Raw genomic sequence first — 14,395 nt, forward strand, 5'->3', positions numbered from 1 at the left:
TGCGGTAAACTACAAATGGCCTGCTTCAAGCTTTTATGTGGTTAAAACATTAAAGTTTAAATATTAAACCTGTGTATGCCCGGTTTTGCTCTGGCTACACTACATCATTTATATGTTATTAAAGGATAAGGTAATTTTTTTAACAGGCGGTACCGAAGGCATTGGCTTTGAGTGCGCCAAAATATACCATGCGGCTGGCGCCAAGCTGGCCATTGTTTCTAATTCGGAGCGGAGCATTGATGAGGCCCGTTCAACACTACAGTCGGTTGAGGTACTGTACCTTAAAGCCGATGTTTCAGTAGCCGCCGCCATACGGCAGGCTATTGCTAAAACTGTAGATTATTTCGGAAAAATTGACGTAATTCATAATAACGCAGGCATTAGCAACCCTTCAAAAGCTATTCATGAAACCACCGCTGATGAGTGGGATGTCCTTTTTGATGTAAATGTGAAGAGCATATTTAACACCACCCGATATGGCATTGACGAACTGAAAAAAACTCACGGAAATATTTTGAACACCAGTAGCCTGGTTGGCGATATGGGGCAGGAGATTCATGCTGCATACAGCGCAACTAAAGGCGCCGTAAACGCTTTAACCAAATCGATGGCGCTTGATTATGCCCCTTACGGTATCCGCGTAAACGCGGTTGCTCCGGCAGGTGTTTGGACACCCATGCTGCGGGCCTGGAGCCAGCAACAGCCAGATACCAATTCCATTGAAAATTACCTGGATAATATTCACGCCCTGGGCTATTGCCCCGAAGGTGATGTTGTGGCCGATGCTTGTTTGTTCCTGGTATCAGACCAAGCCCGGTTTGTAACCGGATGTATTTTACCCGTTTCCGGTGGCGCCGAATTAGGTTATCGCCGTGTGTTAAACCAAACCATTTAATCAATCCCTAAAAAACTTTATATAATATGATTAAAAATATTCAGGTTGATGATATCCGTTATAAGCTTGATGGCGCGGCCGGTAGTGATGCTATACATACCGATCCTGTTTACTCATACGCGGTAACCCGTTTATTTGACGATAGCGGCCACACAGGTGTTGGCTTTGCATTTACTTTGGGCGAGGGTAATGATTTGGTTTGCAAGGCTGCCCAATATTATGCCGATAAAATTAAGGGCAGGGACATTGAAGACACCATGGCCAATTTTGGCGATTTATTCAAAAAACTGTCTAACGATCAGCAATTTCGCTGGTTAGGGCCGCATAAGGGAATAGTGCATTTGGCGCTTGCTTCGGTTACCAATGCCTGTTACGATTTGTGGGCCAAAAAACGGGGTGTGCCATTATGGAAATTATTAACAGACCTAAGTCCAGAACAAATTGTATCCACTTTAGATCTGTCGTACCTTGAAGATGAATTGACTCATGAACAAGCCACCGCTATGCTCAAAGAGCAACAAGCAACCAAAACAATCCGTGAAAGTATTTTACAAAAAGGCTATCCTGGGTATGATACATCCATAGGCTGGTTTAATTACTCTGATGAGAAGGTACGCGAAAACTGCAAAATTGCGTTGGAAGAAGGTTTTACGGCCATGAAGCTTAAAGTTGGTTCGGCCGACCCGGAAAGGGATATCCGCCGTGCGCATATTGTGAGGGAAGTTGCCGGCGATAGTGTAAAAGTGATGCTTGATGCCAATCAGCAATGGAACCTGCCGCAGGCGATATCGATATGCAATAAACTTAAAAGCATGAACCCTTATTGGATAGAGGAACCAACTCACCCCGATGACGTTTTGGCCCATAAAACTCTGGCGGATGCTATTTCGCCGTTAAAACTGGCTTTAGGTGAACATGTGCCCAACAAGATCACTTTCAAAAATTACCTGCAAACCCGCTCGGCTTCATTTATCCAGGTTGATGCGGTAAGGGTAGGGGGCGTAAGTGAATTTATAACCGTAAGCCTGCTATGCAAAAAATATGGGGTACCTGTTGTGCCGCACGTGGGCGATATGGGCCAGCTGCATCAGCACCTGGTGTTGTTTAATCATATAGCAGTTGGTCACGAGGCTTTATTTTTAGAACATATCCCACACTTGCAAAAGCATTTTGTAAACCCGGTGAACATAACAGGTGGCGTATACCAGACACCGCAGGAGCCAGGGAGCAGCTGTGATTTGAAAGTTTTAAAATAAGAATCAAGAATTAAGAGTCAAGAATCAAGAAAGAAGGTTGCATCATGGAGTTAACAAGGTTGGGATTGTCTTGACTCTTAACTCTTGAATCTACAAAAAATATGATACATACACCAGATCTGATCATTAGTGGCTTGTACATAGCGGCGATATTTATTATCGGGCTGTGGTCGGGTATTCGTCACCAACAAAAAACTAAAAATAACAATAACGAGGCCGGCGAATATTTCCTGGCTGGTAAAAAGCTGCGATGGCCAATGATTGGCCTGGCTTTATTTGCCACCAATATTTCATGCGTGCACCTGGTGAGCCTTGCCCAAAGTGGCTTTGATACCGGTTTGCTCAACGGCGATTTTGAATGGATGGCTGCGTTTACGCTAATATTGCTGGCTTTGTTTTTTGCACCTTTTTATATCAAATCGGGCGTGTCAACCCTGCCGGACTTTTTAGAGAAACGTTACGACAGGGCCAGCCGCGATTGGCTGGCTATTATATCGGTGGTATCGGCGGTGTTAATTCATATCGCTTTTTCGTTATTGGCCGGCGGCATAGTATTGCACACCCTGTTTGGGGTTGATATGTATACCAGTGTCATCATCATTTCTATTATTACCACTATATATACTGTAGTTGGTGGCTTAACGGCAGTGGTAGTTACCGAGTCTATCCAAACCGTGGTACTTTTAGGTGGCGCTGTTATCATGAGTATAGCAGCTTACACCAAAATGGGCGGTTGGGAGCCGATGGTTGAAGTATTAAAACATACAGGGCAGCTTAATAAACTATCAATGCTTCGCCCTCATGGAGATGGCAGCGGCATGCCCTGGTATGCTGTTTTCTTAGGTTACCCGGTATTGGGAATCTGGTACTGGTGTGCCGACCAAACCATTGTACAGCGCGTTTTAGGTGCCAAAGATGAAAACCATGCCAGGGTTGGTCCGCTGTTTTGCGGCTTTATCAAAATATTACCTGTTTTTATATTTGTGATGCCGGGCCTGTTTGCCTACACACTGGCCCAAAGCGGGCACCTTGATATTTCGGCGTTAAAAAGTGTGGTTGATGGGAAAGAAGTAGTAAACAGCAAAGGGATTTATACGTTGATGATTACCCAGTTAATTCCTCCCGGGCTGATAGGCGTTCTGGTTGCAGCATTGTTATCGGGTTTAATGAGCCAGATATCGGGAGCGCTAAATTCAATATCAACCATTGTAAGCTATGACATTTATAAAAGATATAAACCCGAAGCAACGGATAAAAAACTGGTGAACATTGGTAAAATAGCGGCTGGTGTGGCACTTATTCTGTCATTAATGTTGTTGCCATTGCTCAATAATTACGAGAGCATTTTTAACGGTTTAAATGACATTATAGCCCACATAGCCCCGCCAATAACCTGTGTGTTTTTGTTAGGTGTATTCTGGGAAAAGGCGTCGGCTGTTTCGGCCAAATATACTTTATGGATAGGCTCGGCAATAGGAGTGGCGGTGTTCATCATTGGCAAGGTTTGCCCGGCAAGCGCAATTGGCTCAATTCCTTTTATGATGATGGCCTTTTATCTATTTGTAATATGCTTGTTGTTGCAGGTTATGTTATCATATATATACCCGGTTCGGCATACTGCAGAAAGCGCTGTGCTTTATTGGAAATCGCCCTGGGAACCTCTGCGTGGTGTAGCCTGGAGTGGTTTGGGCAGCTATAAAGTACTTTCGGTTTTGTTAATTGGCATAATGGCCATATTGTTTTACATTTTTAGGTAATAAGCATCATGAATATCCATCAGATTAAACAGTTTGCAATTATACTCGTCACTTGCAGCGTCGGCTTATTTGCCTGTAAAAGTGGCAGTAAAAAAGTGGCCCTACCGCAGGATACTGCATCAACAAAAATAACACAGCAGGGGAATGTACAGCGTTTCGGTATGGTAACCGGCTTAAAGCCCGAAAAGATGGCCTACTATAAGCAATTGCATGCGCATGCCTGGCCAGGTGTTTTGAAAAAGATAAAAGAATGTAACATTCGCAATTACTCCATCTATATTCAAAAAATAGAAGGTAAATATTTTTTGTTTAGTTACTTTGAATATGTGGGTTCTGATTTTAAGGGCGATATGGCCAAAATGGCGGCTGATACAACCACCAGACGTTGGTGGAAAGAAACCGATCCAACGCAAATACCCCTACCCGAGGCTGCTGCTCACAAGCAGCAATGGCAAATAATGGACGAGGTGTTTCATACGGAATAAAACCTTCGCTTAATTTAAATCGTAAAAAACGTATCCTGTTTTGTTAATTGGTTAAAACTGAAGTGATGCCGTAAAAATAAAGTGGTGTTTTAACAGCGAATATTCCATTGTTAGTGAAAAACGTAATGTTTAACTTTAATGGATTTTATTTAGTTTTGATTTTTAAACTGTCGAATCACCAAAAGCGACTGTTGCGTTATAAACCTGGCGTTTTTTTGAGTTTTTAATTGTACACGATATATAGTTATTTTAACCCTTGGGAAAGATGCTGATAGATTGTATAACAGATTATAGGCGCGAATAGTATTAGATAAAAACTAAATAAACTGATATTTAACCTGTTAACTTAAAATATGAGGAAAACTTTACTTTTTAACAAAAACATCATTCTTTTTGAACTTTATCCGTTTAAACCGCTGGTAAAAAATGCGATATGCATTGTTAATCATGTAAATCAGACCCGCTAAATGAAAAAGGTGGGCGGTTATGTTTAACTACGGCACATACACAGATGAGCAGCTTACCGCCCTTTTAAAAGAGGGGGATCATGCTGCCTATACCGAAATTTACCGGCGGTATTGGAAAAAACTGTTGTTAATAGCCTGGAACCATAGTAAAGACCAACTTGCTGCAAAGGATATTGTACACGATGTATTTATATCGTTGTGGGAAAGATATACCGATGTTGAGATCAATAACCTATCCGCTTTCCTGGCAACCTCGGTAAAGTTTACCGTTTACAAGTACTATCAGAAAGAGCAGCGCAGGAACGACCTGGCTTTACAAAATTACGAGTATGAAACTATTGTAAATGATGAAGATAAGTTGGACGCGATTTTTTTGCAAGAGTATGTAAACGGAATTGTTGAAAAAATGCCCGAAAAATGCCGCCTGGTATTTGGCTACAGCCGCAACCTTGGGATGAAAAATTCAGAGATAGCTACCAAAATACAAATTACCGAGAAAGGGGTAGAAGCAAACCTTACCCGCGCGCTCCGTATTATCAGGGGCGAACTTAAAAATCATGGCTGGATACTCATCATAGCCATTCATATCCACAGACTGTTCAAATAGAAAAAGCACTACAGTTCTGCTTTTGTCATTTATGGCCCAGCTATACTTGTTTGAAATCGCGATTTTTGTTTAATCAAAATCAGTTTAAAAGCAATATTAACCTTTAACAACGGTGTGTTGTATGTTGTTAGTTTTTTAAGGGAGCCTTAAAAATTAAACAGGCTTAACGGATAAAAAAATATCCGCTTCTGCCCGCTCCCAATTCTCACTCCTTTTATCATAAACCTCAAAATCTGGCCTGTAAGCACGTGGAAGGTCCGACTGCCATATTTTTTGCCAGCCATCAGCTACCATATCCGGCATTTTTCCCTTCAGCGGGATATGGAAGTAGCTGCCGGGAGGAATTATTAAGCTGTCCAATCCTGACGGAACATAGGTGCCTGGCTGTACTTTGCAGCCGATAAAATAACTGTAAGGTTGTGTATAGTCGCCTAAGTAATCGTGGTAAACCGCAAAAACGGCCTCATTAATTTTATCTGGTACCTGATGCGCGTAGTTCCCTTTTTCAAATCTCGTCCATAAATTACCGCAATCTATAGCAGACTGGCCGTTTGCATTTATAGTTTGATGTTTCAGAGAAAGGCCAATCAGGTGGATTGCCTCTTGTTCAATAATGTTCATTGGATAGGTTTATTTTTTAAAGGTAGGCATAATATCAGCTAAAGCTTAAAAGATTGCGTTTTACTTGGCAGCGATAATGCTATATGTAGTTTCAGGCTTTAACTCTATAAAAAAACATGGTCGGTGTGGAGGCGCAACAACGCTTTCGCCATTTTATTTATTTTTTTTAATAACCATGTAGGGTATCAACGTTTTCGTGGTACATATCTATACTAAAGCGCAATACCAATTGAACCGCCAAGACATTTACAAGTTAATACGTAAGTATAAAGATAATACTGCGACCGAATCGGAAAAGGAAACTTTAACCGAATGGTATCGTAGCGTAGCCAATCAGGACGCCGAATTTCCCGACGACGAAGACAGCGTTGAGGAGGAAATGCTTTTGCGCCTGAATCAGCAAACTAAACCTCAAAAACCGCATCGCTTTTTTTTGAAGCGTTGGTCTGTCGCAGCATCTATACTTTTTTTGCTTTCTGCTGGAGCCATTTTTTTTATAAAAAAAAATGGGAGTATCCAGAAGCCAGAATTAGTTCATAATACAGTAATAGTTCCCGGCGGAAACAAAGCCATCCTAACATTGGCCAATGGTCAAAAAATTTCGCTCACAGACGCGCAAAAAGGGCAAATTACTCAGCAAAAAGGAGTTCAGATATCAAAAACTGCCGACGGACAATTGGTTTATACAGCAGCTGATGATAATGGAGGCTCAAATGCAATTGCTGTAGCGCAATATAACACCATGGAAACTCCAAGAGGCGGCCAATTTCAGTTGTTTTTGCCCGATGGTACCAGGGTATGGCTTAATGCAGCATCGTCATTGAAATACCCGGTAGATTTTGGATCGGCCGGCGAGCGCAGGGTTGAATTAAGCGGCGAGGCCTATTTTGAGGTAGCCCATAATAAAGATCGCCCGTTCAGGGTAATTACAAATAGGCAGGTAGTTGAAGTTTTGGGCACCCATTTCAACGTAAATGCTTATAACGACGAACCAAATACTAAAACAACACTGCTTGAGGGGGCGGTGAAAGTTACCGGCGGCGATAAAAGCGCCATGTTAAAGCCCGGCCAGGAAGCAAGCCTTACAGACCATCTTAAGATATCTGATGTAGATACAGAAGAGGCCGTAGCCTGGAAGAATGGCTATTTCAGGTTTGATGATGAGCGGTTGGAAACAGTTATGCGTAAAGTTTCCCGCTGGTATAATGTAGATGTTGTTTACCGCGATAATGATGTTAAAGACGATTTGTTTGCCGCCGTAACCACCCGCTTTGCCAATATATCAACCCTGCTTAAAATAATGGAACAAACCGGCGACGTAAGTTTTAGCATTGAAGGATCAAAGATTATTATCAGTAAAAAGGCAAAAAAGTAAACTACCAAAACCAATATATAACCAATTGTTAACCCTAAATTAAAACCACCTGTATGAAGAAAAATACTACCTGAAGAGTAAAAGATGGCTTATAATATAAGTAAGATCAGGAACACTCGCGATGTTCCCGATCTAAAAGCTTATAAGCTAAAATGCTAATGTGACTCCACTTTTAACTTTAACAGCCTTAACAAATGTATAAAAATTTTACTACAAACATTTGTATGCCTTCGGGCTACATCAAGAAATTTCTGCTCATAATGAAGATGACAAGCTTTATGCTCATGCTTGCTTTTATGCAGGTGAGCGCAGCGGTTTTTTCACAAAAAATCACTTATGTAAATAAGGATGCTACGCTAAAGCAAGTATTTAAACAAATTAATAAGCAAACAGGATACAATATATTCTGGTCGCCTAAAAGCATTAACAGCAACCATAAAATTGATGCGGCTTTTAAAGATGCGTCAATTGACCAGGTGCTTGCTTCCTGTTTAAAAGATTTTCAGCTAACTTATTTAATTGAAGGTAAATCGGTTATCATTAAAGATGCTCCGGTTACAAACACCTCTGCTACATCGGTTGAAGCTATAGCTGATATAACAATAACAGGTACAGTAAAAAATGAAAAGGGCGAGGCCCTGGCCGGGGTTACCATCGCAGCTATCGGCGATAAAAAATCTGGTACCCTAACTGATAACAACGGAAAATTTGTTTTGGATGTGAAAGATGGAACGGAAGTGAAAATTTCTTACATCGGTTACAAAACCCAAACAATTACAGTTACGCCAGGTAAAAAAGTGTACAACATTATAATGGTTGAAGATGTTACCGCTGCCGAAACAGTAGTTGTAACCGCTTATGGTCGTAAGCAGTTAAAGGAAGCCATTGTAGGCTCTGTTACCACTGTAAAGCCCGGCAATTTAAAAATACCTGCAAGTAACTTAACCAATGCCCTGGCGGGCCAGGTTGCAGGGGTTATTGCATTCACACCAAGCGGTCAGCCCGGACAGGATAATGCCAAATTCTTTATCAGGGGGGTAACTACATTTGGTTACAAGCAGGATCCTTTGATTTTGATAGATAACGTTGAGTTAACCACGAATGACCTTGCCCGCTTAAATGTGGATGATATCGAAAGTTTTTCGGTACTTAAGGATGCAAGTGCTACCGCGCTTTACGGTGCAAGGGGAGGAAATGGCGTAATTTTGGTAAAAACCAAAGAAGGCAAAGCAGGCAAAGCCCAGATTAATGTAAGGGTAGAAAACTCACAATCACAATCGGTTAAAACCATTGCTCTTGCCGATCCCATTACCTATATGCGGCTTTTTAACGAAGCTACACGCACACGGTATCCTTTAGACCCGCTGCCATATGATGAAAATAAAATCATCAACACACAGGCTACTATCAACCATGCTCCAGGTAGTAACCAGTACGTTTACCCGGCTACTGATTGGTTGGGCATGTTGTTTAAAAAACGAGCCAATACGCAACGCGCTAATTTAAGTTTACAAGGTGGCGGCGGTGTTGCCCGCTACTATGTTGCCGGCGCATTCACCAATGATAACGGTATTTTACGTACCGATATCAGGAACAATAATAATAACAACGTTAATTACAAAACATACCAGTTACGATCGAACGTAAACATTAACGTAACCAGCAAAACTGAGTTGATCATTCGCTTATCTGGTACTTTTGCTGATTATAATGGGCCGCTTACCAGCGATGGAACCCAGCAGACGCAACTTTATAACCTGGCATCGCACACCAGCCCGGTTGATTTTCCGGCTTATTACCCGGCCGATTCTGCCAATCTGCGTACGCAACATATCTTATTCGGTAACTCGCCGGCAATATCCAATACTGACGGTGGAAGCCGATACATTAACCCATATGCCGAGTTATTAAAAGGCCACCAAAACTCGTCGGAATCGAGAATGCTTGCGCAATTGGAATTAAACCAGAACCTGGACTTTTTAACATCAGGGTTAAATTTTCACGCAATTATGAGCACCAACAGGCACTCATTTTTCCAATCGTATTTAAGTTATAACCCTTTTTACTATAATGCCATCAATTACGATAAAACTACCAACACTTACCAGTTAAACTGGATAAATAACCTGCCTACCGGCAATAACGTAGCAAGGGAATATTTGCAATATAATTCATTCGGTAACAATGCAAGTTCATTCCTTTACTTGCAAGGCGTATTAGATTACGCCCATACTTTTGCAGTAGACCATAATGTAAGCGCCGCTTTAATAGGTACCGAGCAACAAACACTTAACGGCCCTGCAAATTCTTTGTTCAACTCATTGCCTTTTCGCAATCAAACTTTGGCCGGTAGGGCAACCTATTCATACAAAGGGAGATATTATCTTGAATTTAACTTTGGCTTAAACGGGTCAGAGCGTTTCTCGGCAGCCCATCGCTATGGGTTTTTTCCAACCATTGGCGCATCGTGGATTATCTCAGACGAAAAATTCTGGGGCGATTTGTATAACGTATTTGACAGGTTTAAACTGCGCGGCAGCTATGGCCTGGTTGGTAATGATGCCATTAGCGACAGGAGGTTTTTCTATCTATCTGATGTGAATCTTAATGGCGGAAATTTTGCCAGTTTTGGGCAAAACAATGGTTACTACCGCAATGGTGTAAGTATCAATAACTACGAAAATGATGATGTAACCTGGGAAACATCTAAACAAACCAACTTAGGTATTGAGTTTACCTTGCTTAAAAAGATTAACGTTATAGCCGAGGTTTATAAAAACAATAAATACAATATCCTTCAGGACCGCTCTTCAATCCCATCAACAATGGGCCTTGAATCGGGTATCTCTGCCAACATTGGCAAGGCCGAATCAAAAGGTATTGATATATCGGTAGATGGTAAAGAAAATATAGGCAGAGACTTTTCTTTACAGATGCGAGGAAACTTTACTTATTCAACCAATAAATATACCCAGTTTGAAGCTCCTGATTATGCCGAGTCGTACAGGCATCAAGTTGGGCAGCCAATTAACCGCCAATTTGGTTACGTTGCCGAACGATTGTTTGTTGACGACAACGAAGCGGCCAACTCGCCCTCACAAATATTTAGTACCGGTGGTTTCCCTCCAAAGGGCGGCGATATTAAATACCGGGATTTAAATGGAGATGGGAAAATTGACGGTGCCGACCAAACTTTTATCGGTAATCCAACGGTGCCGCAAATTGTTTATGGTTTTGGTCTATCTGCCAGTTATAAAAACTTCGATCTTTCCGGATTTTTCCAGGGACAGGCAAAAGTATCCTTCTTTATTAACCCGGCTACCACTGCGCCATTCATAAAAAGCCCCGAGTCATATTACACTGGTAATACACAGGTATTGCAGGCTTATGCCAATGATCATTGGAGCGAAGACAACCAAAATCTGTACGCATTATATCCAAGACTTGGCCCGGATGGCGCGTCTATCGAAAACAACAGGCAAAACAGCACCTGGTGGCTGCGCGATGGTAGTTTCCTAAGGCTTAAATCTATTGAGGTTGGCTATACTTTGCCACAAAGGATATCAAAAGCCTTACTGGTAAAAAATGCCCGCATCTATTTCAACGGCTTAAACATGTTTACCTGGAGCCCATTCAGATTATGGGATCCTGAACTGGGTGGTAACGGATTTGCATACCCTATTCAAAAGGTGTTTAACATAGGTTTAAATGTCAATTTATAACATTAAATAAATATGAAATCATATTATAAATATTTGTTCATGGCAGTTTTCGCAATCTCTTGCGTGTCATGTAAAAAGTACCTGGATGTTACGCCTGATAATGTTGGTACTATAGATTATGCGTTCAGGAACCGGAATGAAGCAGAAAACTACTTATTTACCTGTTATGCTACCATTCAGCAGTTAACCTATGTTCAAAATAATCCTGGTTTTACCACTTCGGGCGAGATTATATTTCCAAACAACCTGACTGATTTCCAGGGAATTGACCCAACCGGGTTTAATCTTATAAGAGGAACACAAAACGCCGCTAACCCAGGTCTTAACTATTGGGATGGTTATAATGGTGGCCAGGCAACCTGGAAAGCTATCAGACGGTGTAACACTATGCTGGAAAATATAGACAAACCAATTGATCTGGGTGCCGATGAAAAGAAAAGATGGATAGCCGAAGTGAAGTTCTTGAAGGCCTATTATCATTTTGTACTCTTCAGGCTATATGGTCCCATTCCGATTGTTGATGTAAACCTGCCTATTAATAGCTCGACCGACGAAGTAAGAGTAAAAAGGGCCCCGGTTGATTCGGTAGTAAATTATATGGTAAGGTTGCTTGACCAGGCTGCTGTCGATTTGCCGCCTGTGATACTTAACCCTACCAAAGAGCTTGGGCGTATTACCCAGCCTATTGCGCTTGCAGTTAAAGCACAAATACTCGCTACAGCCGCAAGCCCGCTTTTTAACGGTAACCCGGATTATATCAGCGTAAAAAATAAAGATGGAAAGGCGCTTTTTCCTGCGGCTTACGATGCTACAAAGTGGGATAAAGCAGCTGCGGCTTGCCTGACAGCAATTACCAATGCCGAAGCAAACGGTGCTGCGCTTCACAAGTTTATTGCTACAGCCAGTGTTAACGGCCTTAACGATTCGCTAAAAACGGTGTTAGATCTGCAAACAACAATTACTGAAAAATGGGAGCTTAATACCGAAACAATATGGGCTTTAAATCCAGTATTCCCAGATCAAAGTTATTGTATGCCAAGGCTTACGTCAAAAGCTGCTGCTAACCCATCGTTCCAGGGCACTTTCGCCGTGCCTATACAGGAACAGGAACTGTTTTATACCCACAATGGCGTTCCTATTAACGAGGATAAAACCTGGGATTATGTGAACCGGTATGATACCCGCACGGGTGATGATGCCAACAGATTTTATATAGGCAATGGCTACACAACGGTAAAAGCACACTTTGACCGCGAGCCCAGGTTTTATGCTGATATAGCTTTTGACGGCGGTACATGGTTTGGTAACGGGCAGGTGAATCAAAACTCGCAATATTATGTTCAGGCACGCGGAAGCGGCGCGTTAGCCGGGCCAACAGATAGGGTAAGATTAAATATTACCGGTTATTGGCCTAAAAAACTGGTAAACTATTTAACTGTATATGATGATGGTTATACTATTGCCGATTATCGATTGCCGGTAATAAGACTGGCGGGTATGTACCTGCTTTATGCCGAGGCATTGAATGAGCAGGGAAAATCCACAGCAGAAGTGTTGCCATGGATTGACAAAGTTAGGGCAAGGGCTGGATTAAAAGGGGTAGCCGAATCATGGACAACCTATTCAAAAGACCCTTCAAAATATACCACACAAGCTGGTCTTCGCCAAATCATTCACCAGGAATCACGTATCGAACTTGCGTTTGAATGTACGCCGGGTTGGGACCTTCGCCGGTGGAAAGAATTGCCGTTGGCATTAAGCAAACCTTTACAAGGCTGGAATATTTACGAATCATCGGCAACAAATTATTACCGCCCCGCCACTATGGTTATTCCAATATTTAATGTCAGGAATTATTTGTGGCCTATACTAAGTGATGACCTGGTTGTTAATAATAACCTGGTGCAGAATTTAAACTGGTAAGTTAAGAGTTTAATAATCATATCATTAAATATGAAAAAAATGAAAAATATTAAAAATTATTTAGTCCTGGTTTTTATGGGATTAATGGCTGCCGGCATAACATCGTGTAAAAGGAACGACGGGGATAGGGAGCCAATATCAACAGATAAATCAAAACCAGGTGTAATTACAAATGTGAAGGTTGATAATTACCCTGGGGGAGCATATATTACCTATACACTGCCGAACTCAGATAATATACTATATGTACAGGCTAAATACCAGATAAGGAATGGTGTGTCAAGGGAAACAAAATCAAGTTATTATATTGATACTGTAAATGTTGAAGGTTTTGCAAAAGAAGCTGATTACGATGTTACATTATATACCGTGAGCAGGGCAAATATACAATCAGACCCGGTTAAGGTTACGGTTCACCCGCAAACGCCGCCCTACATATCTATTAAAGCAACAACCAGCATTGGTGCCGATTTTGGTGGTGTTAACGTTAAGGCCCTAAACCCGCTGAAAAAGGAAATTGGTGTTATTGTTACTGCTTTTGATAAATCAACCAATGCCATGGAAATCCAGGATCAGCATTATACAAAATCAGATACCATTGATTATTCGGTGCGTGGGTTTAATACAGACAACAGGAACTTTGGGGTTTATATAACCGATAAATTCGGCAATATCTCAGATACTATCAAACAAGCTATCTCCCCCTTATTTGAGCAATTACTTGACAAGAGTAAATTTAGTCCTTACAACCTGGCTTCGGATACGGAAATAGGCTATGGATGGGTGCTTCCAAACTTATGGGATGGCAAAACTGATGGAAACAGCGCTGGTTGGCACACCAATCCGGGCCATAATCCACCGTTTGTTTGCACATTTAATGTGGGCTTAACCTACAAATTAAGTCGCTTTATTTTATGGGAACGGCCAGATCAATATGCCTATGGCCATGGTAATCCTAAAATATTCTCGTTATGGGGCTCCAATGTTTCATCGCCAAAAGATTCACAGTTGCCGGTATCATCAGCAGTAGGTACCGTTGTCGGCGACTGGACAAATATTGGCAACTATCGTTACCCCGATCCACCGTCGGGTTTACCGCCAACAGCTGTAAATTCGGCCGATAATGCATTTGTATTAGCCGGAGTAAACTTTAATATATCATTGGCAGCGCCACCGGTTCACTTTATCAGACTTGCTGTCGCTCAAACGTGGTCGGGCGGTAACTTTGCGCACGTAATGGAAATTTCACTATACGGTAAACCTGAGTAGTTAATTTTTATAAAAAAT

General features: G+C 41.7%; 10 protein-coding genes. 9 read left to right on the forward strand and 1 reads right to left on the reverse strand.

The annotated features are described in order from the left end of the window. The first annotated feature begins 112 nt into the window (after positions 1 to 112). The 5 genes from FSB76_RS28170 (at position 113) to FSB76_RS28190 (ending at position 5,467) form a co-directional block, all read left to right on the forward strand. Positions 113 to 895, forward strand: a complete 783-nt coding sequence (locus FSB76_RS28170; RefSeq protein ID WP_147059436.1) for an SDR family NAD(P)-dependent oxidoreductase — start codon at positions 113 to 115, stop codon at positions 893 to 895. Between the two features lie 26 nt (positions 896 to 921). Continuing rightward, complete coding sequence (locus tag FSB76_RS28175; protein ID WP_147059438.1) at positions 922 to 2,151, forward strand: enolase C-terminal domain-like protein; 1,230 nt, start codon at positions 922 to 924, stop codon at positions 2,149 to 2,151. A gap of 101 nt (positions 2,152 to 2,252) precedes the next feature. Further along, on the forward strand, positions 2,253 to 3,908 hold the full coding sequence (locus FSB76_RS28180; RefSeq protein ID WP_147059440.1) for a sodium:solute symporter: 1,656 nt from the start codon (positions 2,253 to 2,255) through the stop codon (positions 3,906 to 3,908). Between the two features lie 8 nt (positions 3,909 to 3,916). Next, positions 3,917 to 4,393, forward strand: a complete 477-nt coding sequence (locus tag FSB76_RS28185; protein WP_192910107.1) for an L-rhamnose mutarotase — start codon at positions 3,917 to 3,919, stop codon at positions 4,391 to 4,393. A 486-nt stretch (positions 4,394 to 4,879) separates the two neighbouring features. Beyond that, positions 4,880 to 5,467, forward strand: a complete 588-nt coding sequence (locus tag FSB76_RS28190; RefSeq protein ID WP_147059442.1) for a sigma-70 family RNA polymerase sigma factor — start codon at positions 4,880 to 4,882, stop codon at positions 5,465 to 5,467. A 153-nt stretch (positions 5,468 to 5,620) separates the two neighbouring features. Here the strand turns inward: FSB76_RS28190 and FSB76_RS28195 are convergent, their stop codons facing one another. Then, positions 5,621 to 6,088: a GyrI-like domain-containing protein gene (locus tag FSB76_RS28195; protein ID WP_147059444.1), complete on the reverse strand. Its 468-nt coding sequence runs from the start codon at positions 6,086 to 6,088 to the stop codon at positions 5,621 to 5,623. Positions 6,089 to 6,317: 229 nt separating this feature from the next. On the opposite strand from FSB76_RS28195, the gene FSB76_RS28200 reads away from it, so the two are divergent. The 4 genes from FSB76_RS28200 (at position 6,318) to FSB76_RS28215 (ending at position 14,377) form a co-directional block, all read left to right on the forward strand. Further along, on the forward strand, positions 6,318 to 7,463 hold the full coding sequence (locus tag FSB76_RS28200; RefSeq protein ID WP_147059446.1) for a FecR family protein: 1,146 nt from the start codon (positions 6,318 to 6,320) through the stop codon (positions 7,461 to 7,463). Between the two features lie 194 nt (positions 7,464 to 7,657). Next, on the forward strand, positions 7,658 to 11,185 hold the full coding sequence (locus FSB76_RS28205) for a TonB-dependent receptor (protein WP_225976334.1): 3,528 nt from the start codon (positions 7,658 to 7,660) through the stop codon (positions 11,183 to 11,185). A 39-nt stretch (positions 11,186 to 11,224) separates the two neighbouring features. Continuing rightward, a complete protein-coding gene (locus tag FSB76_RS28210; RefSeq protein ID WP_225976335.1) occupies positions 11,225 to 13,108 on the forward strand; it encodes a RagB/SusD family nutrient uptake outer membrane protein in 1,884 nt (627 codons plus the stop codon). 39 nt (positions 13,109 to 13,147) lie between these two features. Beyond that, on the forward strand, positions 13,148 to 14,377 hold the full coding sequence (locus FSB76_RS28215; protein ID WP_147059451.1) for a DUF4959 domain-containing protein: 1,230 nt from the start codon (positions 13,148 to 13,150) through the stop codon (positions 14,375 to 14,377). Positions 14,378 to 14,395 lie beyond the last annotated feature (18 nt).

Origin of the sequence: Mucilaginibacter ginsenosidivorax, from assembly GCF_007971525.1 — a bacterium.
GTDB classification, from domain to species: domain Bacteria; phylum Bacteroidota; class Bacteroidia; order Sphingobacteriales; family Sphingobacteriaceae; genus Mucilaginibacter; species Mucilaginibacter ginsenosidivorax.

What these genes read in the sequence shown, in the direction of transcription:
- FSB76_RS28180 (WP_147059440.1), top strand. Translation starts at nt 2,253, where the DNA reads ATGATACATACACCAGATCTGATCATTAGTGGCTTGTACATAGCGGCG.
- FSB76_RS28170 (WP_147059436.1), top strand. Translation starts at nt 113, where the DNA reads ATGTTATTAAAGGATAAGGTAATTTTTTTAACAGGCGGTACCGAAGGC.
- FSB76_RS28190 (WP_147059442.1), top strand. Translation starts at nt 4,880, where the DNA reads ATGTTTAACTACGGCACATACACAGATGAGCAGCTTACCGCCCTTTTA.
- FSB76_RS28215 (WP_147059451.1), top strand. Translation starts at nt 13,148, where the DNA reads ATGAAAAATATTAAAAATTATTTAGTCCTGGTTTTTATGGGATTAATG.
- FSB76_RS28205 (WP_225976334.1), top strand. Translation starts at nt 7,658, where the DNA reads ATGTATAAAAATTTTACTACAAACATTTGTATGCCTTCGGGCTACATC.
- FSB76_RS28175 (WP_147059438.1), top strand. Translation starts at nt 922, where the DNA reads ATGATTAAAAATATTCAGGTTGATGATATCCGTTATAAGCTTGATGGC.
- FSB76_RS28185 (WP_192910107.1), top strand. Translation starts at nt 3,917, where the DNA reads ATGAATATCCATCAGATTAAACAGTTTGCAATTATACTCGTCACTTGC.
- FSB76_RS28195 (WP_147059444.1), bottom strand. Translation starts at nt 6,088, where the DNA reads ATGAACATTATTGAACAAGAGGCAATCCACCTGATTGGCCTTTCTCTG.
- FSB76_RS28210 (WP_225976335.1), top strand. Translation starts at nt 11,225, where the DNA reads ATGGCAGTTTTCGCAATCTCTTGCGTGTCATGTAAAAAGTACCTGGAT.